At 70.7% G+C, this 24,065-nt stretch carries 17 protein-coding genes and 2 tRNA genes; 13 read left to right on the top strand and 6 right to left on the bottom strand.

Going from position 1 to position 24,065, the window contains the following annotated elements:
- The first annotated feature begins 44 nt into the window (after positions 1–44).
- The 3 genes from OG897_RS00585 to OG897_RS00575 all read left to right on the top strand — a co-directional run bounded on the left by OG897_RS00585 (position 45) and on the right by OG897_RS00575 (position 3,532).
- Entirely contained in the window at positions 45–878 is an 834-nt protein-coding gene (locus OG897_RS00585; RefSeq protein WP_266651758.1) for a DUF1906 domain-containing protein, read from the top strand.
- Positions 879–1,127: 249 nt separating this feature from the next.
- Positions 1,128–1,718 carry a SigE family RNA polymerase sigma factor gene (locus tag OG897_RS00580; protein WP_266651756.1) on the top strand — a complete coding sequence of 197 codons (591 nt, stop codon included), beginning with the start codon at positions 1,128–1,130 and terminating at the stop codon, positions 1,716–1,718.
- A gap of 167 nt (positions 1,719–1,885) precedes the next feature.
- A complete protein-coding gene (locus OG897_RS00575; RefSeq protein WP_266651754.1) occupies positions 1,886–3,532 on the top strand; it encodes a long-chain fatty acid--CoA ligase in 1,647 nt (548 codons plus the stop codon).
- A gap of 113 nt (positions 3,533–3,645) precedes the next feature.
- Here the strand turns inward: OG897_RS00575 and OG897_RS00570 are convergent, their stop codons facing one another.
- Complete coding sequence (locus OG897_RS00570; RefSeq protein WP_266651752.1) at positions 3,646–7,698, bottom strand: PAS domain-containing protein; 4,053 nt, start codon at positions 7,696–7,698, stop codon at positions 3,646–3,648.
- Between the two features lie 428 nt (positions 7,699–8,126).
- Between OG897_RS00570 and OG897_RS00565 the strand changes: the two genes are divergently transcribed.
- Together OG897_RS00565 and OG897_RS00560 are read left to right on the top strand one after the other, a co-directional pair.
- Positions 8,127–8,220, top strand: a tRNA-Ser gene (locus OG897_RS00565).
- Positions 8,221–8,523: 303 nt separating this feature from the next.
- Positions 8,524–8,596, top strand: a tRNA-Arg gene (locus tag OG897_RS00560).
- Between the two features lie 164 nt (positions 8,597–8,760).
- Here the strand turns inward: OG897_RS00560 and OG897_RS00555 are convergent.
- Entirely contained in the window at positions 8,761–9,438 is a 678-nt protein-coding gene (locus OG897_RS00555) for a DUF4360 domain-containing protein (RefSeq protein WP_266651750.1), read from the bottom strand.
- Between the two features lie 606 nt (positions 9,439–10,044).
- Between OG897_RS00555 and OG897_RS00550 the strand changes: the two genes are divergently transcribed.
- The 3 genes from OG897_RS00550 to OG897_RS00540 all read left to right on the top strand — a co-directional run bounded on the left by OG897_RS00550 (position 10,045) and on the right by OG897_RS00540 (position 13,125).
- Positions 10,045–10,986: a DUF2797 domain-containing protein gene (locus OG897_RS00550; protein WP_266651748.1), complete on the top strand. Its 942-nt coding sequence runs from the start codon at positions 10,045–10,047 to the stop codon at positions 10,984–10,986.
- Positions 10,987–11,099: 113 nt separating this feature from the next.
- Positions 11,100–12,026 (top strand): Bro-N domain-containing protein, encoded by a 927-nt coding sequence (locus OG897_RS00545; protein ID WP_266651746.1) that lies wholly within the window; start codon positions 11,100–11,102, stop codon positions 12,024–12,026.
- Positions 12,027–12,228: 202 nt separating this feature from the next.
- Complete coding sequence (locus tag OG897_RS00540) at positions 12,229–13,125, top strand: amidohydrolase family protein (protein WP_266651744.1); 897 nt, start codon at positions 12,229–12,231, stop codon at positions 13,123–13,125.
- Between the two features lie 4 nt (positions 13,126–13,129).
- Here OG897_RS00540 and OG897_RS00535 read toward each other — a convergent pair whose 3' ends face one another.
- Positions 13,130–14,029, bottom strand: a complete 900-nt coding sequence (locus tag OG897_RS00535; protein ID WP_266651742.1) for an LLM class F420-dependent oxidoreductase — start codon at positions 14,027–14,029, stop codon at positions 13,130–13,132.
- A gap of 194 nt (positions 14,030–14,223) precedes the next feature.
- Here OG897_RS00535 and OG897_RS00530 point away from each other — a divergent pair, with 194 nt between their 5' ends.
- From OG897_RS00530 to OG897_RS00520, 3 genes are all read left to right on the top strand, one after another.
- Positions 14,224–15,012 (top strand): response regulator transcription factor, encoded by a 789-nt coding sequence (locus OG897_RS00530; protein WP_266651740.1) that lies wholly within the window; start codon positions 14,224–14,226, stop codon positions 15,010–15,012.
- A 189-nt stretch (positions 15,013–15,201) separates the two neighbouring features.
- Complete coding sequence (locus OG897_RS00525) at positions 15,202–16,731, top strand: MFS transporter (RefSeq protein ID WP_266651738.1); 1,530 nt, start codon at positions 15,202–15,204, stop codon at positions 16,729–16,731.
- 187 nt (positions 16,732–16,918) lie between these two features.
- Positions 16,919–17,818: a TetR/AcrR family transcriptional regulator gene (locus OG897_RS00520; RefSeq protein ID WP_266651736.1), complete on the top strand. Its 900-nt coding sequence runs from the start codon at positions 16,919–16,921 to the stop codon at positions 17,816–17,818.
- Between the two features lie 45 nt (positions 17,819–17,863).
- Here OG897_RS00520 and OG897_RS00515 read toward each other — a convergent pair whose 3' ends face one another.
- A complete protein-coding gene (locus tag OG897_RS00515) occupies positions 17,864–18,316 on the bottom strand; it encodes an STAS domain-containing protein (protein ID WP_266651734.1) in 453 nt (150 codons plus the stop codon).
- 215 nt (positions 18,317–18,531) lie between these two features.
- Between OG897_RS00515 and OG897_RS00510 the strand changes: the two genes are divergently transcribed.
- Positions 18,532–19,284, top strand: coding sequence for an ANTAR domain-containing protein (locus OG897_RS00510; RefSeq protein WP_266651732.1), 753 nt, complete (start codon positions 18,532–18,534; stop codon positions 19,282–19,284).
- Positions 19,285–19,370: 86 nt separating this feature from the next.
- Positions 19,371–20,198, top strand: a complete 828-nt coding sequence (locus tag OG897_RS00505; RefSeq protein ID WP_266651730.1) for a GAF and ANTAR domain-containing protein — start codon at positions 19,371–19,373, stop codon at positions 20,196–20,198.
- A gap of 392 nt (positions 20,199–20,590) precedes the next feature.
- Here the strand turns inward: OG897_RS00505 and OG897_RS00500 are convergent, their stop codons facing one another.
- Entirely contained in the window at positions 20,591–21,403 is an 813-nt protein-coding gene (locus OG897_RS00500; RefSeq protein ID WP_266651728.1) for a YceI family protein, read from the bottom strand.
- A 178-nt stretch (positions 21,404–21,581) separates the two neighbouring features.
- Positions 21,582–24,062, bottom strand: coding sequence for a DHA2 family efflux MFS transporter permease subunit (locus OG897_RS00495; RefSeq protein ID WP_266651726.1), 2,481 nt, complete (start codon positions 24,060–24,062; stop codon positions 21,582–21,584).
- Between the last annotated feature and the right edge of the window lie 3 nt (positions 24,063–24,065).

Here is a 24,065-nt window from a genome sequence, read left to right as displayed (position 1 = left end):
CAACGTACGTATCGTACGTACGAAAATGGTCGTCCGGCAGAGGCGTGGCGCTCGCCCTCGCGTTCGCCGCCCTGCTCGCGCTGCCCACGCCGGGGGCGGCGGCACATCCCGGAGAGGGAGAGGCTCGGTCCGCTGAGGCCAAGCCGTACTCCGGGCGGCCCGTGCACTTCAACGGCTGGGCCTTCGACACGTGCGAGGCCCCGTCCGTCGCGACGATGCGGGCCTGGCGGTCCTCCCCGTACCGCGCCGTCGGCATCTACTTCGGCGGCCGGGCCCGCGGCTGTCCGCGCCAGACGAACCTCAACAAGCAGTGGATCAAGTCGGTGGACCGGATGGGCTGGTTCCTGCTCCCGGTGTACGTCGGCTCCCAGTCCCCGTGCGTCACCGTCAAGCACAAGCGGCGTTACGCGATCGGCCGCGACTCCTGGCGGCAGGGTGCGGCCGAGGCCCGGGACGCGGTGACGCGCGCCCGCTGGCACGGCCTGATCCCCGGCAGCACCCTCTACCTCGACATGGAGTCGTACGACGTGGGCAACCGCGCCTGCGCCGCCCGCACCCTGGACTTCGTCCGCGCCTGGAACCGCGAGCTGCGCCGCCACCGCTACATCCCCGGCTACTACAGCAGTGCCGACTCCGGCGTCGTGCACCTGGAACGGGCCCGCCGGGCGAAGGTCAAGGACCTGCCCACCGTGGTGTGGTTCGCCCGCTGGGGCAAGAAGCCGTCGGTGACCGGGGAGCCGGCGCTGCACCCCCGGGCCTGGATGCCGCACCGCCGCGTCCACCAGTACGCGGGCAACGTCAAGGAGACCCACGGCGGGCACCGCCTGAACATCGACCGCAACCGGATCGACGCCCTGGTCGCCCGCACCTGGGAGTGACCCGCCCCCGTCCTGGTCAAGTGGCTCCCACCCGTCCCGGCCAGGGGGTTTCCCCGGCAGTCCCCCTGGAGCGACTCGCTCACCCCGCCCTCCGACCCTCACCCCGGACGCGTCCCGACCCTGAGGTCGGACCGGCCCCCCTCCACCTTCAGGAGGTGGGGCCTGCCCCACCCCTACAACCTGAGGCGGACATGCCTTCGGGACCTGGGGCCGATCCCCGGGGCCGCCGCCACTTCTAGCGTGGAACACATGACCACGCCTGTCTGCACCAGCGCATCCAAGGCTGCCACCGGGCACGCCGGGCACACCGCGAACCCCGGCCGCTCCGCCTTCACGGGGTACCCGTCGTTCTCCTCCTACGTCCGGGCCCGGGGCCCCGTCCTGCTGCGCACCGCGCGCTCGCTGACGGCCAACCCGAGCGACGCCGAGGACCTGCTGCAGACCGCGCTGACCAAGACGTACGTCGCCTGGGAGCGCATCGAGGACCACCGCGCCCTGGACGGCTACGTGCGCCGCGCGCTGGTCAACACCCGCACCTCCCAGTGGCGCAAGCGCAAGGTCGACGAGTTCGCCTGCGAGGAACTGCCCGAGCCGAGCACGTCCTCCGTCGCGCCCGCCCCGGACCCCGCCGAGCGGCAGGTCCTGCACGACGCCATGTGGCGCGCGATCATGAAGCTCCCCGACCGCCAGCGCGCCATGGTCGTCCTCAGGTACTACGAGGACCTCAGCGAGGTGCAGACCGCCGAGGTGCTCGGCGTCTCCGTCGGCACCGTCAAGAGCGCCGTGTCGCGCGCCCTCGGCAAGCTCCGCGAGGACCCCGAACTGACTCCAGTGCGCTGACCGGCGACGATCTCCACAGCGGGCTCCCGGATTCTGCCTGCTTTTTGGTTACCTCCAGGTAGTGACATACCGCTGGGTACGCGCGCAGAATCGGCCGCACACGCACGGGCGACATTTCGCTGCCCCGTGCCCTTTGTGCCTTTTCGCGCGCCCACCGGGAGGACGCCGTGCTCAGCACCATGCAGGACGTATCGCTGACTGTGACCCGCATCCTGCAGCACGGGATGACGATCCACGGGAAGTCCCAGGTCACCACATGGACCGGTGAGGCCGAACCGCAGCGCCGCAGCTTCGCGGAGATCGGCGAGCGCGCCACCCGGCTCGCGAACGCCCTGCGCGACGAGCTCGGAGTGGTCGGCGACCAGCGCGTCGCCACCCTCATGTGGAACAACGGCGAGCACGTCGAGGCGTACTTCGCGATCCCCTCCATGGGCGCCGTGCTGCACACCCTCAACCTGCGGCTGCCTCCGCAGCAGTTGATCTGGATCGTCAACCACGCTGCCGACCGCGTGGTCATCGCCAACGGCTCCCTGCTCCCCCTCCTCGCCCCGCTCCTCCCGCACCTGCCGACGATCGAACACGTCGTCGTCGCGGGCGCCGGCGACCGCTCCCTCCTCGACGGCTGCGCCCCGCAGGTCCACGAGTACGAGGAGCTCATCGCGGGCCGCCCGACCACCTACGACTGGCCGGACATCGACGAGCGCTCCGCCGCCGCCCTCTGCTACACCTCCGGCACCACGGGCGAGCCCAAGGGCGTCGCGTACTCCCACCGCTCCATCTACCTGCACTCCATGCAGGTCAACATGGCCGAGTCGATGGCGCTGACCGACAAGGACACCACCCTCGTCGTGGTCCCGCAGTTCCACGTGAACGCCTGGGGCCTCCCGCACGCCACCTTCATGACCGGCATCAACATGCTGATGCCCGACCGCTTCCTCCAGCCCGCCCCGCTCGCCGAGATGATCGAGCGCGAGCGTCCCACGCACGCCGCCGCCGTCCCCACCATCTGGCAGGGCCTCCTCGCCGAGGTCACCGCCAACCCCCGAGACCTCAGCTCCATGAGCCAGGTCACCATCGGCGGCTCCGCCTGCCCTCCCGCCCTCATGGAGGCGTACGACAGGCTCGGCGTCCGGCTCTGCCACGCGTGGGGCATGACCGAGACCTCGCCGCTCGGCACCATGGCGCACCCCCCGGCCGGTCTCACCCCCGAGGAGGAGTGGCCGTACCGGATCACCCAGGGCCGCCTCCCGGCGAGCGTCGAGGCGCGGCTGATCGGCCCGGCCGGGGAGACGCTGGCATGGGACGGCGAGTCCGCCGGTGAGCTGGAAGTACGGGGCGCGTGGATCGCGGGCTCGTACTACGGCGGCGCGGGCGGCGAGAACTTCCGCCCCGAGGACAAGATCAGCGAGGACGGCTGGCTGAAGACCGGCGACGTCGGCGTGATCAGCCCCGGCGGCTTCCTCACCCTCACCGACCGTGCCAAGGACGTCATCAAGTCCGGCGGCGAGTGGATCTCCAGTGTCGACCTGGAGAACGCGCTGATGGCCCACCCCGACGTCGCCGAGGCCGCGGTCGTGGCCGTCCCGGACGACCGCTGGGGCGAGCGCCCGCTGGCCACCGTCGTCCTCAGGGAGGGCGCCACCGCCTCGTACACCGACCTGCGTGACTTCCTCGCCCAGAGCATCGCCAAGTGGCAGCTGCCGGAGCGCTGGGCGCTCATTCCGGCGGTGCCGAAGACGAGCGTCGGCAAGTTCGACAAGAAGGTGATCCGCAAGAGCTACGCGGACGGGGAGCTGCAGGTCACCGAGCTCTAGCCTGCGGCAGCGAGTCCCGCCCTGCGGCAACGGGAGAAGGGGCGGGTCATGTTTCACGTGAAACATGACCCGCCCCTTCGCGATGTTTCACGTGAAACACCAGCCGCCGTCGGTCAGTTGGTGCCGATCTTCGCCAGCAGATCCACGATCCGGCCCTGCACCTCGGCGCTCGTGGAGCGCTCCGCGAGGAAGAGGACCGTCTCGCCCGAGGACAGGCGCGGAAGCTGCGCCTGGTCGAGTCCGGCCGACGTGTAGACGACGAGCGGAGTGCGGTTCAACTGCCCGTTGGCGCGCAGCCAGTCGACGATGCCCGCCCTGCGGCGGCGGACCAGCATCAGGTCCATCACGACCAGGTTCGGCCGCATCTGGGTGGCGAGATTGACCGCCTCGGTGTCCGTCGCGGCGCGGGCGATCTGCATGCCCCGCCGCTCCAGGGTGGCGGTCAGCGCGAGCGCGATCTCCTCGTGCTCCTCGATCAGCAGGACGCGCGGCGGGTGCTGCTCACTGTCGCGCGGGGCGAGCGCCTTGAGGAGTACGGCCGGGTCGGCTCCGTACGCGGCCTCCCGGGTCGCCTGCCCGAGCCCGGCGGTGACCAGGACGGGCACCTCCGCCGCCACGGCCGCCTGACGCAGTGACTGAAGCGCGGTACGGGTGATCGGCCCGGTCAGCGGATCCACGAACAGGGCGGCGGGGAATGCCGCGATCTGCGCGTCGACCTCCTCGCGGGAGTGCACGATCACCGGCCGGTACCCACGGTCGCTGAGCGCCTGTTCCGTGGAGGCGTCCGGCGCGGGCCACACCAGCAGCCTGCGCGGGTTGTCCAGCGGCTCCGGGGGCAGCTCGTCGTCGACGGGCTGCGGCACGGGCCGGTTGGAGACCTCCACGGCGCCACCCGGCCCGTCCAGCGGCTCGGGGCCCTCGCTGCCCTCGTCCGGGGCTCCTATGGCGTACGCACGCCCTTCGGATGCCTCGGGGATGAGTTGCTGGTGCTGCGGGGCGGCCGCTCCGGTGGGCGTGCCGCCGGTCGGGGTGTGCTGGGGGCTCTGCGGGTGCGGACGGGCCTCCGGCTCTTCGGCGGCCCCGGAGAGCGCGGCTGCCGCGGGGCGCTCCGCCTCGGAGGGCGCGGCCAGTTTGCGGCGGCGTCCGGAGCCCAGCGTCTGGTTCTGCTGCTGGGCGATCTGCTGGGAGAACGGCATGCCCTGCCCGAGCGTCCGCACGCTGAAGGCGCGCCCCTGGGTGGAGTGCGTGGACCCGGCGGGCAGGGGCAGGGGCTGCGGCTGCGGCTGCGGTGTCGTGGGGATCTGCGGCGGCACCTGCGGGAGGGGCTGGGCCTGCGGGTGCTGCGGGTTCGCGACGTCGGCGGAGGGCGTGGGCCAGCCGCCCGGAGCGGGCTGGGCGGCCCGCTCCTGCGGTACGTCACCGGGCCGTACGTCACCGGGCCGTGCGTCACTGGCCCGGGCCGGAACGCGGTCCGCCTCGGCGGGCGGCAGTGCGAACGGGCTGCGGGCCTCTTCGGGTTCGGCGGGCGCGGTGGCCAGCGCACGCCGGGCCCGACGTCCGCCCCCGGCCTGGCCGCGTAGCCCCTGCCCCTGGTGCGGGGCGGCTCCGGCGGACGCGAGGACCTGTTCGTGGCCGGAGGTGTCGTCCGGCGACGGTGCGGTCCCGTCAGGACGGGCGGCGGCGGGCATGGCGGAAGCGTCCGCTCCCGGCGGCCGCTGACCGTAGGGGGCGGGAGTGCCAGGCGCAGAGGGCGGGGCGGGCGGCAGGGCGGGCATGCCGCTGCTCGCGGGCGAGGAGCCCCCGTCCGCGTGCGGGGCACGACGCCCTGCGGCCCCTGCCTCCGCAGCACCCTGCGCGGAGAGCCCCTGCGCTGGAACGACGTGCGGAGGCACGCCCTGAGGAGGCACCGTCCCTCCGAGCGCCGCGCGCCCGGAGGAACTGTCACCGGCCGGTACGACAGAGCCCCCGGCTGGCCCGGGGTGTGCGCCCGGTCCGCCCCGCACCGGAGGGCCGCTCAGGTCGGCGGGCTTGGAGGGGCCGGGCAGCGCGAGAGCCTGACCGGCACCGGGCGCGGGAGCATCCGCGCCGGACACGGCGGCACCCGTATCGGAACCGTCGTGCGAGGCACCCGTCGGCGCAGGCTCTTCGGACGGGCTCGGGCGACCGCGTCGGCGGCCCGTGCCACCACCGCCCGCACTCGTGCCGTCGCCCGTGCCCTGCGCCGGGATCAATTCCTGCTGCTCGTCGGAGGGGCCGCGACGCGCCCTGCGCCGTCCGCTCGGCGCGGCGGCAGAAGCGTCACCCACAGGACTGCCACCCACAGGACTGCCACCGGCCGGAGTGCCACCGGCCGGAGTGTCACCGGTCGTGGCAGCACCCGCCCCGGCGGACTCCGAGGGCTTCTGCTCCCCGTCGAGGAAAGCGTCGGTCGAGGACCGCCTGGCCCGACGGCCGCCATTCTGCTGCGCCGGTACGGGAGCAGGGGCAGGGGCTTCCGCCTGGGCCGCGGGGGCCGGAGCCTGGTCGACGCCCGAGCCCGCGCCGATCGGCACCTCCAGGACGTACGCGTTGCCGGTCATGCCCGGCACCTCGTGCGTCTGGAGCACGCCGCCGTGCGCCTGGACGATGCCCCGCACGATCGGCTCGTGCACCGGGTCGCCGCCCGCGTACGGGCCGCGCACCTCGAAGCGCACGACTTCGCCGCGCTGGGCCACCGCCACCACGATCGTCGAGTCGACGTAACCGCCGCCCGCAGCCGTTGCCGAGGCCACCTTGCCCGTCGAGTCCACCCCGGCGACGTCCGCGACCAGGTGCGCGAGCGCGGTCGCCAGCCGACCGCCGTCCACCTCGGCCTCGATCGCGGGCGCGTGCACCGCGAACTGGACACGGCCGGGACCGATCAGCTCGACGGCACCCTCGACGGCCGCCGCGACCACACCGTCCACCAGCACGTTCGCCTTGACGAGCGGCTCGACGCCGGAGGCCAGCCGCTGGAAGCCGAGCACGTTGTCGACGAGGGTCGTCATCCGGGCGTACCCGGCGGCCAGGTGGTGCAGCACCTGGTTGGCCTCGGGCCACAGCTGTCCCGCCGGGTCGGAGGCCAGCGTGCCGAGCTCGCCGCGCAGTTCCTCCAGGGGCCCGCGCAGCGACCCGCCGAGCACGGCGCTCAACTGGGTGTGTCGGTCGGTCAGTTCCTCCAGCCGCTCCTGGCCGAAGGCCACCTCGGCGTCGTACCGCTCACGCGTCGCGGACAGTTCCTCGGCGTGCTGGGCGGTCAGCCGCTCCAGCTCCTCGGCGTGCCCGGTGGTCAGCCGCTCCAGTTCTCCGGCGTGCCGGGTCGCCTGCTCCTCGTACGAGCGGCGGTCGGTGAACGTCATCACCGCGCCCACCAGCTGCTCGCCGTCGCGCACCGGTGCCGTCGTCAGGTCGACGGGCACCTGCTTGCCGCTCTTCGCCCACAGCACCTGTCCGCGCACCCGGTGCTTGCGCCCGGACTTCAGGGTGTCGGCGAGCGGAGACTCCTCGTACGGGAAAGGCGTCCCGTCGGCCCGCGAGTGCACGGCGAGCGCGTGCAGTTCCTTGCCGCCCAGGTCGCTCGCCCGGAACCCGAGGATCTGCGCGGCGGCCGGGTTGGCGAGGACGATGCGGCCCTCGGTGTCGGTGCCCACCACGCCCTCGGACGCGGCACGCAGGATCATCTCGGTCTGCCGCTGCGAACGGGCCAGTTCGGCCTCGGTGTCGACGGTGCCCGAAAGGTCTCGTACGACCAGCATGAGCAGTTCGTCACCCGTGAGGGAGGTGGCGCCGGTCGGTCGCTCGGCGGAGAAGGCGTCCCGGCCGTCCTCCAGGTTGGCGCTGGTGACCTCGACGGGGAACTCGCTGCCGTCGGTGCGGCGGGCGATCATCCGGGTCGGCTTGGTGCGGCCCAGCGCGTCGGTGCCTGCCGGGCGGCGCATGGACCCGGGGATCAGCTTGGAGTCGAACTCCGGCAGGAGGTCGAGCAGTCCGCGCCCCACCAGTGCGGTGCCGGGAGTCTCGAAGGTCTCCAGGGCGATGGTGTTGGCGTTGACGACGGTCCCGTTGCAATTGACGAGCAGGAGCCCGTCAGGAAGCGCGTCGAGTATCGCTGCGAGGCGAGCAGCGCCTCGGGATGGCCTGCTGCTCACGACGACGGTTCCTCCCTGAATTACTGCGTTGTGCCCAGTCGGTGACCCCGGGTCGGCCCCAATTTTTCTCCTCGGGGCGCACGTTGTCACTGGAAGGAGTCTAAAGGCTGGGGATACGGGCGTGACGGCGGATGACGGGGAGCTGCTGTGGAGCTGCACACGTCGGTGAAGTGGATCTTCGTGTGGCGAGGGGCGGGTCGCGGAGTGGATCTTCGGAGGGTGCGGGCCGGCTCGTGGAGCTGATCTTCGGGCGGAGCGAAAGGGATCTTCATCGCGAATCGCCCCGACCGGCCGTCACAAGTGCTTTGCTCTGTCGCCCCGACGCCTAGTACCGTGGGGTGCGATTGGTGACACCGCGCAATGCTGTGCCATCATCTGCAACGCACCTACTCGCGAACGCGCAAGCGCTGGCGTGTGTGGGTTGTGCTGGAGGCGTCGCCTAGTCCGGTCTATGGCGCCGCACTGCTAATGCGGTTTGGGTTTTAAAGCCCATCGAGGGTTCAAATCCCTCCGCCTCCGCCAGCACCATCGAAGCCCCGGTCCACCAGGACCGGGGCTTCGGCCGTTCTCGGGGTTCCGGGCGCGCTCGGGGGTGCTCGGGCGCACTCGGGCAGCCCCGGCTGATGGCTGGGGTGGTCCTGCGGGGGATTTCCGGATGTGATCGTCGGGAGCGGCCGGAGGGACGCGCCACGCCCGTCACTCGTCCGGGTGTTTGGGCAGGTCAGGCCGGGTGCGCGGAATGGATTTCGCATGACGGCGCAGGTCATGTAATGTTCTTCTTGCAACGCCGACGGGGCGGAAAACGGCCCGGAAGCACAGCGACAAGCACTCGTAGCTTAACGGATAGAGCATCTGACTACGGATCAGAAGGTTGCAGGTTCGAATCCTGCCGAGTGCACAGCAGGCGAGAGGCCCTCAGGAGAAATCCTGAGGGCCTCTCGCGTTTCCCGGGACGGCAGTGGTGGACGGCAACTGTCCCGGCACGGCATTCAGACGGCAGCAGACGGCCCCGGCCGTCCGTGCCGAGACACGGATGACCGGGGCCGCAAAGGGTCTGGAGTACTAGCTGACCGGGCACTTCTTCCAGGCGAAGTGGTACTTGGTGTTGAAGCTGCCGTCGGTCGAGTCCATCGTCATGAAGCTGGTGCGGGACGGGTCCGATTGGCCCTTGTTCACCACCAACTCGGTGTTGATGTTGAAGTTCCGCTGGGCACCGCACGGCGCGAAGACGAGCGCTTCGATACCGGTGCGGTCGGTGACCTGCCAGTTGCCCTGGTACGGCCCGCGCACCTGGTGGGTGCGCCGGTCGGTGTCGGACATCCCCTGGAAGTAGAAGCTCGACTTCTGAGTGCCGTACGCGCCCTGGGCCAGGTCCGCGAAGCCGCGGTGGTCGGCCTTGGCGACGGCGTACGTGTACCCCTGGGGGATGTTGACCTTCAGCCCGAGCTGGCAGTTCTTCCGGGAGTCGATGAATTTCGCGCCCTGGCCGACCTGTGCCAGGTACTCGCTGTACGTCACGGTGAACGCGGTGTTGTCCGGCGACACGGCCACGGAGGCGGTGCCGGGCCGACAGCCCGAGCCGTTGACCTGCGCGACCTTGATGGTGACCCGGTCCTTCGGAGCGGCAGAGAGCTTCGCCGCAGGGGCGGCCGGAAGCTCCGCCGGAGCGGAGGAAGCCGAGGGGAGGGAAGCGGCGGCCGTGAGTGCGGCGGCCGCGCCGATGAGTGCTGCCTTGAGCATGGGGATTCCTTCAGCTTCAGGTCCGGGGCGCGGCGATCCTCGCGCGCGACTGGCGACCAAACTCAAACACATTGTAAACATTTGTGCGCATTGAGTGAGATTCTGGTGGGTGTGCGGGGGTTTGCAAGGGCAGGAAGGGGCGTCCCGCCGAGTGCTCCACCCGGTAGCCGCCCGGGAGGACCCGCCCCCCTTCACTTCTTCGTGGGCGCAGCTCAGTACGGCAGGTCCCCGGCACCTCGGGCCACCGCCGCGCTCGGGCGCGGTGGGCGGATGACCCTGTCTGCCGCCTCGCCCCGCTTCGCGCCGCCGCTGCCACGCGCAGGCATCAGGGAGGGCCGGAGTCCCGTGGCTGGGGCAGGCTGACGGCAGCGCTGATGGCAACGACGGCACGTGGGGGTCGTTGATCACCGGCGACGGCGACGGCGATCGGCTCAGGAGGTCGGGGGAGCATCCCGTAAGGGGCTGCCCGGTCGTACGGATCAGAAGGTTGCAGGGTCGAATCCTGCCGAGTGCACGGTGAGGGAAGCCCGTCGGACACAGTCCGGGGGGCTGATTCGTGTCTGTGGACGCGGGGGCGTTGTCAGTGGTGGGGGACACACTGGGGGCATGGAGAGGGAGCGGGCGGGGCGGCGGGAGTGGCGGAGTGCGGGGCTGAGCTGGGCCGGTGGGGCGCCGGGGCTGCGGTGGGTGGCGGGGGCCGGTTCCGGGAGCGGGCCGGTCAGTCCGTTGTCGTACGGGGTGGGGGCGGGGGGTCTCGTTTCGTACGGGCGGGAGATCGGCTTTCGGGTGGTCGGGGAGCGGCGGTGTGTGGGGGTGCGGGGGAATCCGTGTCCGCTGAGAGCTGCGGTGCCGGGGCGTGCCACTCAGGCGCAGTGCGGGGAGTGTGCGCGGCTGGACCGGTCGCGGTCGGTGGCGGCGGACACCATGGCCGACGATCCGCGGCCGTACGCGGTGTATCTGGCGTGGTTCGGGCCGGGGATGGTGAAGGTCGGCATTACGCGGGAGGACCGGGGGGCGGCGCGGCTGCTGGAGCAGGGGGCGGTGGCGTTCAGCTGGCTGGGGCGGGGGCCGTTGATGGCGGCGCGTCGGTGCGAGGAGCTGTTGCGGGCGGGGCTCGGGGTGCCGGACCGGATCTCGTACGCGAAGAAGAGGGCGGTGCGGGCTGCGTTGCCGGGGGCGGGGGAGCGGGCGGCTGAGGTCACGGAGTTGCATGCGCGGGCGGTGGGGTTGGCGGCGTGGCCGGAGGCGTTGGGGGTGGCGGAGTGCGAGGTGGTTGATCATGCGGGGGTGTTCGGGCTGGAGGGGTTGGCGGGGGCTGTGGGTGTGGTGAGGGAGCTGGTGGGGGGTGGGTGTGTGGCGGGGAAGGTGGTGGCGGTGGCGGGGCCGGACGTGCATGTGGAGGTACTGGGGGTGGGGGTCGTGGTGGTGGACAGCCGGTTGTTGGCCGGGTGGGGGCTGGAGAAAGGGGAGGTGGGGGGTGGGGTGACGGTTCCGGTGAAGCTCGTGGAGAGGGAGGGGGAGGTGGGGGTGCAGGAAGGGTTGTTTTGAGGGGGAGGGGTGGTGCGGAAATGGGCGCTTGTCGCACTTCGGGGTGAACTTCGGCTGTTTTCGGGCCAGTTGGCGTATCGGCGTGTCAGCTTCTGGGGTGGAGGTGATGCTCGATGTACGAGCAGAACAGGCCGCCGGAAGACGCGGCGGAGCGCAAGCAGGACGCGATCGAGGTCGGGGACTTCGTGTACGCGGCGACGGGGTCGCGGGTGCGGAGGGTGACGTTGCCGGATGGGGAACATTGGTTCCCGGCTGCAGACGTAGCCACGCAACTTGGCTATGCCAACACCCGTGATGCATTGCGCAATCGTGTTGATCCGCAGTACTCAACGTCGCTCGGTAAGCTTGCACGAGCCGTCGATTGGGCCGACGGGTCGTGCAAGCTTGCAGGTCACGGGCTTATGCGGCACATGAGATTGGTCAACCTGCGAGGGCTTGTCCAGCTTGTCAACGGATGCAAGAAGCCAGAGTCGAAGGCGTTCAAGAATTGGGTGGCCGAGGTCATCGCGACCATCCAGCGGGACGGCACCTACGCGCTGGAGCCAGCTCCAGTGCAGTCCGTGGCGCAGGGTGGGACGGCGTACGTCATGCCGCCCGAAATGATTGACGTCCTCGTGCGGCTGGAGGAGCGGAACGTACTGGCGGATGAGCACTTCGCTGCTGCGCAGGCCGAACGGGTTGAGCAGGTTCACCGGACCAATGACCTGCTGGACAGGATCGCGGGCTCTCTGGAGACCTTGGTCGAGCGCATGGAACCTCGGGTTCCGGTACAGGTGGAGCCGGAGGTCACTCCGCAGCAGTTGCTGGCCACGTGGCGGCAGCGGAATCTGGTGGTGACGGACGACGTCCACGCGGTGGCGGCGTACCTGGCGCCCGCGCTGGTGCGGGGTGGGGCGCGGTACCCCGTCGAGGTCATCGCGGCGCAGACCGGGCTGCCGCAGGTGCGGGTGCATGACTGTCTGCGGTTGCTGCTCAAGCGGGGGTGCATGAAGCAGCGGGGCCTCGCCGGGGATGGGGCGCCGGTCTACGAACTGCCGTAGGTAACGCGGGATGGCAAACGGCCCGAAGCCGCAAAACGAAGTTGCGGCTTCGGGCCTTGTCGTACCGTACCCGACGTTTCACGATCTTGAAGATGTTGCACGAAGCGTCTGTGGGCCAGACGCTTCACGCAGCATCGCAGGTCAAGCCCTGTGGATAACGTGCTGTTTCTTGAAGCAAGTTGATGCACGTAGCGTGCCGCGCATGACGAACAGTGCAGAGGAAACAGCCCGAGTGAGGGAGTTCTGGCAGAGGCTCGGGATTCCGGGGTTGGTCGATGTGCATACGCACTTCATGCCGGAGCGGGTGTTGAAGAAGGTGTGGGCGTACTTCGATGCCGTGGGGCCGTTGACGGGGGTGGAATGGCCGATCACGTATCGGTTCGAGGAGGAGCGGAGGGTCGAGCTGTTGCGGGAGTTCGGGGTGGTGGGGTTCACGTCGCTGATCTATCCGCACAAGGCGGGGATGGCGGAGTGGTTGAACGGGTGGGGGGAGGAGTTCGCGGAGAGGACGGAGGGGTGTTTGCGGACGGGGACGTTCTTTCCGGAGCAGGGGGCCGAGGAATACGTGCGGCGGGCTGTGGAGGGTGGGGTGAGGGTTTTCAAGGCGCACTTGCAGGTGGGTGCGTATGACCCGAACAGCGTGGAGCTGGAGGGGGTTTGGGGGCTGCTGGCCGAGGCCGGGGTGCCGGTGGTGATGCATTGCGGGTCCGGGCCCGTGCCGGGGAAGTTCACCGGGCCTGGGCCGGTGGGGGAGGTGTTGGCGCGGCATCCCCGGTTGCGGGTGATCGTGGCGCACATGGGGATGCCCGAGTACGGGGAGTTCCTGGGACTGGCGGAGAAGTACGGGGAGGTCAGGCTCGACACGACCATGGCGTTCACGGACTTCAGTGAGCGGATGGCGCCCTTCCCGAAGAGCGAGCTGGGGCGGCTCAGGGATCTGGGGGATCGCGTGTTGCTGGGGAGCGACTTTCCCAATATTCCGTACGGGTACCTGCACCAACTGGAGGCGCTGGAGCGGCTCCAGTTGGGGGAGGAGTGGCTGCGGGCCGTGTGCTGGGGGAATGGGGCGCGGTTGTTCGGGCTGGAGGCTGTGGGCTAAGCCCCTAGAGGAGGGCCTTGGCCAGGGCGCGCCATTCCGAGCGGGGGAGGGTGGTGGCGCGGTCGGCGGAGGGCAGGACCTGGAGGGCGAGGTGGTCGGCGCCCGCCGCGTAGAACTCCTCGGCCTTGGAGCGGATGCGGTCCTCGTCGCCCAGGGCGAAGAGGGCGTCGAGGAGTCGGTCGCTGCCGTTGTTCGAGAAGTCGGAGTCCGTGAAGCCGAGGCGCAGGAGGTTGTTGGTGTAGTTGGGGAGGGCGAGGTAGCGGCCGAGCATGGTGCGGGCGGTCGTACGGGCCTCGGTGAGGTCGGGGTTCAGGACGACGGTCAGTTCCGGGGCGAGGAACGCGTCGGGGCCGAGGGCCTCGCGGGCCTGGGCCGTGTGGGCCGGGGTGACCAGGTACGGGTGGGCGCCGGCGGCCCGGGTGGAGGCGAGCTTCAGCATCTTCGGGCCGAGGGCGGCGAGGACGCGGCGGGAGGCGGGGAGGGGAGTGGCCGCGCTGTCGAGTGCGTCGAGGTAGGCGGTCATGGCTGAGTAGGGGCGGGCGTACTGGGGGGCGAGGGCGTCGTGGCTGACGCCGAGGCCGAGGACGAAGCGGCCGGGGTAGCGGTCTTCGAAGGCGGCCGCCTTCGCGGCTACGTCCTCGGCCTCGTGCTGCCAGATGCTGAGGATTCCCGTGGCGACCTTGATGTGGTCGGTCGCTTCGAGGAGCGGTGCGACGTCGTCGGGGGACGGGCTGCTGCCGGACCAGATCGTTCCGTATCCGAGGTCTTCCAACTCCGTTACCGCGTCGGTGAGTTCGAGGTGGCTCTCGGGGGTGGTGGAGCGGAGGGCTCCGCTCCAGATGCCGAGGCGGCCGTACGTACGGGTGTGGGTGGAGCGGGGGGAGAGGGGGGAGTCGGAGGTCATGTGGGGGCTAACGGGCAGGTCGATGGGGCTATTCCGGGGAGGGGGACTTCTCTGCGGAGGGGGTGGGCTTCTGCGTGGGAGGGGGTGGGCTTCTGTGTGGAGGGGCTGGGGTTCTGGGGGAGGGGCCGGCCTTCTCAGGGGATTCACAGGAACGGGCAAGGGTGCTTTCACCGGAGGTCGTGAGGGTGGGCCCCATGCGGACGACAGCGAGTGTGAGTGGGATCCGGGCGGGCGAGTGGGCGGCGACCGGTGCGGCGGGCAGTGGCGGCAGGCGTGGTGGAGGCGGCAGTGAGGCCGTGCGCGTGCTGGTGGTGGACGGCGAGGCTCCGCTCGCGGAGTTGCTGTGCATGTCGCTGCGGTACGAGGGGTGGGAGACCCGGAGCGCGGGAGGCGGGGCCGAGGCGGTGCGGACCGCGCGGGCGTTCCGGCCGGATGCAGTGGTGCTGGACGTGATGTTGCCGGACATGGACGGGCTGGCGGTGCTGCGGCGGGTGAGGGCTGATCTGCCGGACGTGCCGGTGTTGTTCTTGACGGCGAAGGACGCCGTGGAGGACCGGATCGCGGGGCTCACGGCGGGGGGCGATGACTACGTGACCAAGCCGTTCAGCCTGGAGGAGGTGGTGGCGCGGTTGCGCGGGCTGATCAGGCGGAGCGGGGGCGGGCGGGTGGTGGTGCGGCCCGATTCGGAGTTGGTGGTGGGGGATCTGCGGCTCGACGAGGACAGCCACGAGGTGTGGCGGGGCGAGAAGGAAGTACGGCTGACGGCAACGGAGTTCGAGTTGTTGAGGTTCCTGATGCGGAACCCGAGGAGGGTGCTGAGCAAGGCGCAGATTCTGGATCGGGTCTGGAACTACGACTTCGGGGGGCAGGCGAATGTGGTCGAGCTCTACATCTCGTACCTGAGGAAGAAGATCGATGCGGGGCGTGCGCCGATGATCCGTACGCGGCGTGGGGCGGGCTATTTGATCAAGCCGGGTGGGTGACCGGTGGCGAGACCTTCATGGCCGGGATCTTCCACGAGCACTCAACCGTGGCCCTCGCCCCGTACGCCGCCGCCCTCTGTGACCTGACCTGACCTGACCGAGTGCCTCGCCCGCTTATCAACTTTACGACGTACAAGAGGCTCCTCTACGGTGTACAGCAAGACCTGTACACCGTAGAGGAGTTTCGTCATGGCAACGACGACCACCAAGAACGCACCCGGGAACACGCCCCCCGCCCCCCTCGGCCACCCCCAGCGCTGGCTGATCCTCGGCGTCATCTGTCTCGCCCAGCTCACCGTGCTGCTCGACAACACCGTCCTGAATGTCGCCATCCCCTCCCTCACCGCCGAACTCCACGCGTCCAGCACCGACATCCAGTGGATGATCAACGCGTACGCCCTCGTCCAGTCCGGGCTGCTGCTCACCGCGGGCAGCTCCGCCGACCGCTACGGGCGCAAGAAGCTGCTGGCCATCGGGCTCGCACTGTTCGGGATCGGCTCGCTCGCGGCCGGACTCGCCCAGACGTCCGGGCAGTTGATCGCCGCGCGCGCCGGGATGGGCGTCGGCGGCGCGCTGCTGATGACCACCATCCTCGCCGTCGTCGTGCAGATCTTCGACGACGAGGAGCGGGTCAAGGCGATCGGCCTGTGGGCCACCGTCAACATGCTCGGCTTCGCCGCCGGGCCGTTGATCGGCGGCGTGATGCTCGAACACTTCTGGTGGGGCGCGATCTTCCTGATCAACATCCCCGTCGCGATCCTCGCGCTGATCGCGGTCCTCGCCCTCGTGCCGGAGTCCAAGAATCCGGCGGGCGACCGGCCCGACCTGCTCGGTGCGGTCCTCTCCACCATCGGCATGACCGCCGTCGTATACGTGATCATCACCGGGCCCGAGCACGGCTGGTCGGCCGGACAGGTGCTGGGCGCTGCGGCGGTCGGCGTCGTCGCGCTGGTCGCGTTCGTGTGGTGGGAGCTGCGGATCGAGCATCCGATGCTCGACATGCACTTCTTCCGCGACCAGCGCTTCGTCGGGGCGGTCGCGGGCTCGATCCTGGTCGCGTTCGGGATGACGGGGTCGCTGTACCTGCTGACCCAGCACCTTCAGTTCGTGCTCCAGTACGACCCCCTGGAAGCCGGGCTGCGGACCGTGCCGCTGGCCGCGACCGTCGTCGTACTGAACCTGACGGGGGTCGGCGCGCGGCTGCTGCCCAAGCTGGGCACGCCGGGGACCATCGCGGTGGGCATGGGCTGCGTCGCGGCCGGGCTCGCGGCCATCGCGGTCCTCGGGGGCGACGGGTACGGCGGCATGGTCGTCGGGCTCGTGGTGATGGGCGTAGGCGTCGCACTGGCCGGGCCCGCCATGGCGAACGCCCTGATGAGCGCGATTCCGCCGGAGAAGGCGGGGGTCGGCGCGGGGATCAACGGCACGCTCGGCGAGTTCGGCAACGGGCTCGGGGTCGCCGTCCTCGGCGCGGTCCTCAACTCCCGCTTCGCCGCCCTGCTCACGGGTGCGGCCGGGGCCCTCTCGCTTCCGGCGGCCATGGCGGCGGCCCGTGGCGCGGAGGAGCGGGAGCGCGTCCGGGACGCCTTCGCCTCCGGTCTGGAGACGAGCCAACTGGTCGGGGCCGGGGCGGTGCTGGCCGGTGGAATTCTGGCTGCCGTGCTGCTCAGGCGGGCGGAGGCGGCGTCCCGTGCTGCTTCCCGTACCCCTGCGGGCTGATACTGAATAGCATCGGACCGGGCTAACCGGAACAACCTGGTCCGTCTCTGGGCAGGAGAGCTCCAGAGCAGGAGAGCTCCAGAGCGGGAAAGCTTTAGAGCAGTGAAGCTCCAGAGCGGTAAGGCTCCAGAGCGTAGAACAGCGGCGCAGTAGAAGAGCAGAGCAGCAGAACCGAGGAGTGTGCCCCATGGTGCCCGCGGCCGATCCCGTCAAGAAGCCTGGACTGCGCAGCGTGTGGCTGGACGCGAAAACGCCGCGCGGGAGTGGAAGCGGGAGCAAGAGCGGGAGCAAGAGCGAGACCAAGGGCACCGGCGGAGGCGGCGGGCGCAAGGGGGACCCCGCCGCCGCGCTCGATCTGGAGAAGATCACCGCGGCGACCGTCGCCCTGCTCGACGCGGAGGGCCTCGCCAAGTTCTCCATGCGTCGGCTCGCCGCCGAGCTGGGCGTCACCGCCATGTCCGTCTACTGGTACGTCGCCAACAAGGACGACCTCCTGGAACTCGCCCTCGACCGCGTGGCCGGTGAACTCAGCCCGCCCGATCCCGACCCCGAGGACGACGCCGACTGGCGGGTCCAGCTCCGCCAACTCGCCCAGAGCTACCGGGAGATGCTCGTCGGCCACCCCTGGACGACGGGGCTGATGAGCCGGTTCCTCAACATCGGGCCGCACATGATGGCCTTCTCCGGCGCCTCGATCGCGGTCATGCGCAAGGGCGGCGTCCCGGTGGAGCGGCAGGGCGGCGCCATCGCCGCCGTCTTCCAGTTCGTGTACGGATTCGCCAACAGCGAGGCGCAGTTCTACCAGCGCGCGGCCGAGGCCGGGATCACCGGGGACGAGCTCTACCGGCAGTCGATGGGGAGGGTCACCGAGGAGGCCGTGGACGCGGAGCTGTTCCGGGCCTCCACCGAGATCATGGCGGCGCGGGGAGGGGACACGGTCGTCGAGATGTTCGGGCGGGACTTCACGTACGCGCTGGACCTGCTGATCGCGGGCATCGAGGCGTCGGGGCCCTCGGGGCCCTCGGGGCCCTCGGGGTCCTCGGGGTCTTCGGGAGTCTCGGGGTCCTCGGGTTCCCTGGGGTCCTAGAGGATCCAGAGGTCCTGGGGGCCCTCGGCCCCGTCGGTCCCGCCCTCACAGCTCCTCGTCGCCCGCCACCGCGTCCGCCACCGACGCGTACACCGGTACGTCCCGCCTGATCCCGGTCAGCGTTACCACCCGCCGCACCACCCCGCTCTCCGGCACCGCGAGCCGCACCGTGATGCCCGACCGTTCCGCGTACTCCCGCGTGGCGGAGATCAGCCGGGCACCGCGGCTGTCGGTGAAGGTCGTCCTGGTGAAGTCCAGCACCAGCACGTCCGCCCGGTCGCGCCGCTGGTCCACGGCCTCGCGCACGGCCGCGTACAGGTCGTCGCTGTTGGCGATGTCTATTTCCGGCGGCATCAGAAGGAGCGTGCACCGGGGCAGGTGCGGCAGGCAGGGGAGGTCACGGAGGGTGAGACGCAAGGGCACAGTGGTCACCTGTCCGAAGCCGACGCGATGATGCGCGGCGTGGTCGGGGGGCCGCTTCCTGACCGGGAACTTCATTGGACCATGCGGGCGGCGGGCGGTCGAGGGTGTCCGGACAATGCCCGCCGAAGCTTTGCACTGGCGTCGGGGCCTGGCTGATCCACTGCTGCTTGCTTTGCCGTAGGACAGAAGCGGATAGAGTCTGTTCGTCCTTTGCTCGCAGTCGGGAATGTGCTGCGGAGCTCTCCCGGGCACGGCCGCACCCTGGGCCGTGCACGCCGAAGAGGTTCGTGGTGACTGCGTCCGACATTCCCGAAATTCCGCATGACCAAGTCGACTTTGGGCTGGTCGATTTCAGACTGGCCGATTCCCGGCAGGTCGACACAGGGCAGGCTGATTCCCGGCAGGCCGATTCCTGGCAGGTCGATTCCCGGCAGGCCGAGTTCGGTCTCGCCGATGCCCTGGCCTCCGCCGCGCTCGAACTGCACGCCGCCGAAGGCCGCGAGCAGACCGCGCGCACGGCCGTACGGCTCGCCCGGGAGCTCGTTCCCGGTACGGACCGCGCCGGTCTCTTCGTCGTCGAGCGCTCCGGCAGGGTGCGTACCCTCGCCACCACCGATGACGTACCCGAGTCCGAACTCCTGCCGCCCGGCGAGGAGTTGTGGGACACCCCGCTCTCCGTCGTCGACGACGGCGCGGGCGGCTGCGCGCTCTTCCTGCGGCTGCGCGGCCACCCGAGCCGGTTCAGTGTGCTGAGCCTGTACGCGAAGCGGCCCGGCGCGTTCGCCGACGAGGCGGTCGTACGGGTGGGCCGACTGCTCGCCGCGTACGCCGGGATCGCCCTGGAGACCGTCGCCGTGACCGAGCAGCTGACCGAGGCCATGCACACCCGGGACGTCATCGGGCAGGCCACCGGGCTGCTCATGGGGCGGCTCAACATCGACGCCGCCGAGGCGTTCGACCGGCTGGTGCGTGCCTCGCAGAAGGGGAACGTGAAGCTCCGTGACATCGCGTCGCGCATGGTCGACGCATCGGCCGCCGAGTGATGACAGGGTGATGAAGGTGTGGCGACGGTGAGTGACGGAACGGAGTTTCCGGCCGGATCTGGGGCACGCGCGGAAGTATGACTGACATGACTGACGCCATCGCCGGCACGGGAGGCGGTCCGGGAGGCGAACCGGGAGACGGTCGGGGACGGAGCCGGGTGAACGGCTTCGACCTCGCGTCGATGCACGACGCGCTCACCGACTGGCGGGGCCTGGACTCCTTCCTCCAGGAGCTCACCGAGCAGGCCGTGCACGCGGTCGAGAGCGCCGACTCGTGCAGCGTCACCATGCGCAGGAACGGGCGTCTCGTGACCACCGCCAGCAGCGACTCGCAGGCGCTCACGCTGGATGCCCTGCAGTACGAGGTCGAGGCCGGGCCGTGTGTGTGCAGCCTGGAGAACGGGATCGAGGAGTACGTCGCCGACACCCTCGCCGAGGAGCGCTGGGGGCCGTATCCGGGGCTGGCCGCGGGGCAGGGCATCCGGTCGGTCTTCGCGGTGCCGCTGTCGGTGCAGGGGCGGCCGCCCTCGACGGTGTCCGACGCGGAGTCCCGCCGCTTCACGGCCGGCGCGCTGAACCTGTACTCGCGGGAGCCGGGGGCCTTCGCCGACCGGCGCGAGGTGGCGCGGCGGTTCGCGGAGCAGGCGGCGGGGGCGGTCGCCGTCGCCGAGCGGATCGAGAAGGAGACGGAGGCGGCGCGGGATCTGCGGGCGGCGATGGAGTCGCGCTTCGTGATCGACCAGGCGATCGGGATCGTGATGGCGCGGCAGAGGTGTCCTGCTGAGGCGGCTCTGGGGGTGCTGCGGCGGGCCTCTCAGGGGCGCAACGTCAAGCTTCGTGAGCTGTGTTACGAGCTGGTGCTTCAGACTGGGGGGCGGCCGCCCGAGCCCGGCTCTTTCGCCCGCCGCACCTGACCCTCCACCCCCCGGCCCTCTTGGCTCTGCCTCCGCCTAGCCCCCTTGGCCTCTGCCTCCGCCTAGCCCTCTTGGGCGGCGGGGCTTCCGCCCAGCCCCCTTGGGCGGCGGGGCCGCCCCCCGGGGGCGGAACGGGCGGGCAAGGGGGCGGCCCCCTCGCTCCGGGCCCGCCCCGGTGCCGCCCGCCGTTACCTCCGCCATCAGGTGCGCCGCACCCCGGTGCGCCTGCGGCGGGCCGCCCCTCCCCACCCCTTCACCTAAACTCGCGAGGCTTGGGGGTTCGGATGTGCGGGTGCGTCGGGGCTGGGCGCGCAGTTCCCCGCGCCCCTCAGGCTCAGCGGAGCCGGGAGCGTGCGCGCGGCGGAGCCGCACAGGGATGCGGACCCGCGCCCCTAAAGGGGCGCAGACCCTTGTACGGCCTGGATGTCCAGTTCCACCCTCAGCGTGGCCCCGATCGCCGAGATCCCCGCCTGCACCACCTGGTTGTAGTTCATCGCGAAGTCGTCCCGCCGCAGATCCGCCGTCGCGCGGAACGCCGCCCGGACCCCGCCCCACGGGTCCGGCCCCGTGCCCAGGTAGCTCAGGTCCAGGTCCACCGGGCGGACCACCCCGTGCAGGGCGAGGTCCCCGTGGACCGTCCACCGGTCGGGTCCGGCCGGGACCAGACCCGTACTGCGGTACGTGATCTCGGGGTGGGCGGCCACGTCCAGGAAGTCCGCCGACTTCAGGTGCCCGTCGCGCATCGCGTTGCCCGTGTCGATCGTGGCGGACGAGATGACCGCCTCGACGCGCGACTTCTCCACGTCCTCCGCGATCTCGATCCGGCCGGAGAAGTCCGTGAACCGGCCCCGCACGCTGGAGATACCCAGGTGCTGGGCGACCGCGCCCACCGAGGAGTGGACGGGGTCGATGGTCCAGACGCCCGGCGGCGGGAGTTCCACGCCGCCCTGACGGGCCAGCACCACGTTCCCCGCCTCGATCCGCCCCGCCGCCGTGACCAGCGCCGTCGAGGCGACCGGCGCGTAGCCGACCGCCGTCACGATCACCGTGTACGGGCCGGGGGCGAGCGTCGCCGCGTCGGTGACGACCCCGTCCGCGTCCGCCGCCGCCCGCAGCACCTGCGTGCCGGTCATGTCGGTGACCGTCACCACCGCGTGCTGCACGGCCCAGCCGTCCCGGGTCCGTACCTGTGCGCGAAGTCCCATGCCGCTACCTGCCTTGCCCTTCGAAGCTCCGAAGCTCCGAAGCTCGTCGAAGCTCTTCCGTACGTACGCAAAAAGAAAAAGAGGGGGCGGCAGGCCGTCCCCTGCCCGCCGCCCCCGACTCCACCAGCCCCGGAACACGTCTCCGCTCGAAACGCGTCCCGGGGGCCGGAGGTCCGGACTACTCGCCCGGGTGGGCGAGTTCGATGTCGTGCGCGTCCACGCCGCGCCCCGCCACCGTCAGGTTGCCCGCGACCGGCGGGTAGCCCGTCGCGATGACCGTGTACTCGCCCGCGTCCAGGTCGGTGAAGGCGTACGCGCCGTCCTCACCGGTGGTGGAGGTCGAGACCACGTTCCCGGCCGCGTCCATGATCGTGACGCGGGCGTCGGGGAGCGGGCGTCGGGCGGTGCCCGCGCGGACCGTGCCCTGGACCAGTGCGCCCGCCTGGAGGACGGCCTCGATGCGGGTGATGCCCGTGCCGCCGATGTCGACGGGGAGCGCCATCGGGCGGAAGCCGGACGCGTTCACCGCGACCGTCACCGTGCCGGGGACCAGTTCGGCGAAGGCGAATTCACCGTTCTCGCTCGACTTGCCCGTCGCCAGGACGTCACCTCGGACGTCCGTCACGATCACCATCGCGTCCGCCACACCCGTACCGTCGGCCGCGCTGCGGACGGTTCCGCCGAGGCCGCTGGTGCCGGAGAGGAGGATGTCGTACGCGATCGGCTCGTCCCCGACCGTGACCGTCGACGCCTGCGGCTGGAAGCCGTCGGCGGAGGCGATCAGGACGTAGGAGCCCGCCGCGGGGGCGTCCAGTGCGTAGCGGCCGTCCGGCTGGGCCACCGAGCGGCCCAGCTGGCGTCCCGCGAGGGAGATGAGGGTGACGGCCGCGCCCCGGACCGACGTGCCCTCCGCCGTACGGACGGTGCCGTGCAGGGTGCGTCCGGTGGGCGGGGTGGTCGGCAGCGGCTGCGTGGGTACGGGTGCCTCCTCGTGGACCGGGGTCACTCCGGCCAGGCCCTCGGCGGCCGATTCCACCGGGGTCTCCGAGGCGGTGGCGGCGGCCGGGACGTCGCCGTCGTGGGAGGTCTTCAGTGCGACCTCCTTGACGAAGAGGACCAGGATCAGGCCGAGCAGCGCGATCGGGGCCGCGTAGAGGAACACGTCCGCGATGCCGTCGCCGTACGCGCTCTCCATCACGCCTCGGATCGGGGCCGGGAGGGCGTCCATGTCGGGGATGCCGCTGCCGCCGCCCGTGCCGCCGCCGGGGAGCTTGATGTGGAGGGCGTCCAGGCCGTCCTCGACGTAGTGCGTGATGCGGGAGGAGAGGACCGCGCCCAGCGCCGAGACGCCGATGGCGCCGCCGAGGGTACGGGTGAAGGCGACCAGCGAGCTGGCCGCGCCGAGCTCCTGCGGCTTGACCTGGTTCTGCGTGGCGAGGACCAGGTTCTGCATCATCATGCCGAGGCCGAGGCCCAGGACCGCCATGTAGACGGCGACCTGCCAGTACTCGGTGTCGTAAGCGATGGTGGAGAGGAGGCCGAGCCCTGCGGTGAGGCCGATGCCGCCGCCGACCAGGAAGCCCTTCCAGCGGCCGGTCTTGGTGATGACCGCGCCGGAGACCGTGGAGGAGATGAACAGGCCCGCGATCATCGGGATCGTCATGACGCCGGACATCGTCGGCGACTTGTCCCGGGCGAGCTGGAAGTACTGGCTCATGAAGACCGTCGAGCCGAACATCGCGACACCGACGAACAGGCTCGCCGCCGAGGTCAGCGCGATGGTGCGGTTGCGGAAGAAGCGCAGCGGGATGAGGGGTTCGGCGACCTTGGACTCGATGATCACGAAGATGACCGCGAGGAGGACGGAGCCGCCCGTCATCACGTACGTCTGCCAGGAGTTCCACGCGTAGTTGTCGCCCGCGAGGGTCACCCAGATCATCAGGAGCGACGCGGAGGCGGCCAGGAAGAGTGCGCCGAACCAGTCGATCTTGACCTTGCGCTTCATGACCGGCAGGTGCAGCGTCTTCTGCAGGATGACGAGTGCGATGGCCGCGAACGGCACGCCCACGTAGAAGCACCAGCGCCAGCCGAGCCAGTCGGTGTCGGTGATGACGCCGCCGAGCAGCGGGCCGCCGACGGTGGCCACGGCCATCGTCGCGCCGATGTAACCGGAGTACCGGCCGCGCTCACGCGGCGGGATCATCGCGGCGATGATGATCTGGGACAGCGCCACCAGACCACCGGTGCCGATGCCCTGGAGCACGCGGAAGGTGATCAGGACGCCGGTGTTGTGCGAGAGGCCGGCGAGCGCCGAGCCCAGCACGAAGATGACCAGCGATATCTGGACCAGCAGCTTCTTGCTGAAGAGGTCCGCCATCTTGCCCCAGATGGGGGTGGTGACCGCCATCGACAGCATGGCGGAGGTGACGACCCAGGTGTACGCGCTCTGGGTGCCGTCGAGGTCGCGGATGATCTCGGGAAGGGCGTTCGACACGATCGTCGACGACAGCATCGCGACGAACATGCCGAGCAGGAGGCCCGCGAGGGCTTCCATGATCTGGCGGTGTGACATCGGTGCGGAGCTGTCGGAGGCAGGAGCGGCGGGGGCTCCGTGCTTGGCGTGGCCGCCCCGCACACCGGTGGGTGTGGTCGTAGCCAATTG

The organism is Streptomyces sp. NBC_00237 (genome assembly GCF_026342435.1).
Lineage (GTDB): Bacteria > Actinomycetota > Actinomycetes > Streptomycetales > Streptomycetaceae > Streptomyces.
This window is presented reverse-complemented; position numbering and strand designations above follow the sequence as displayed.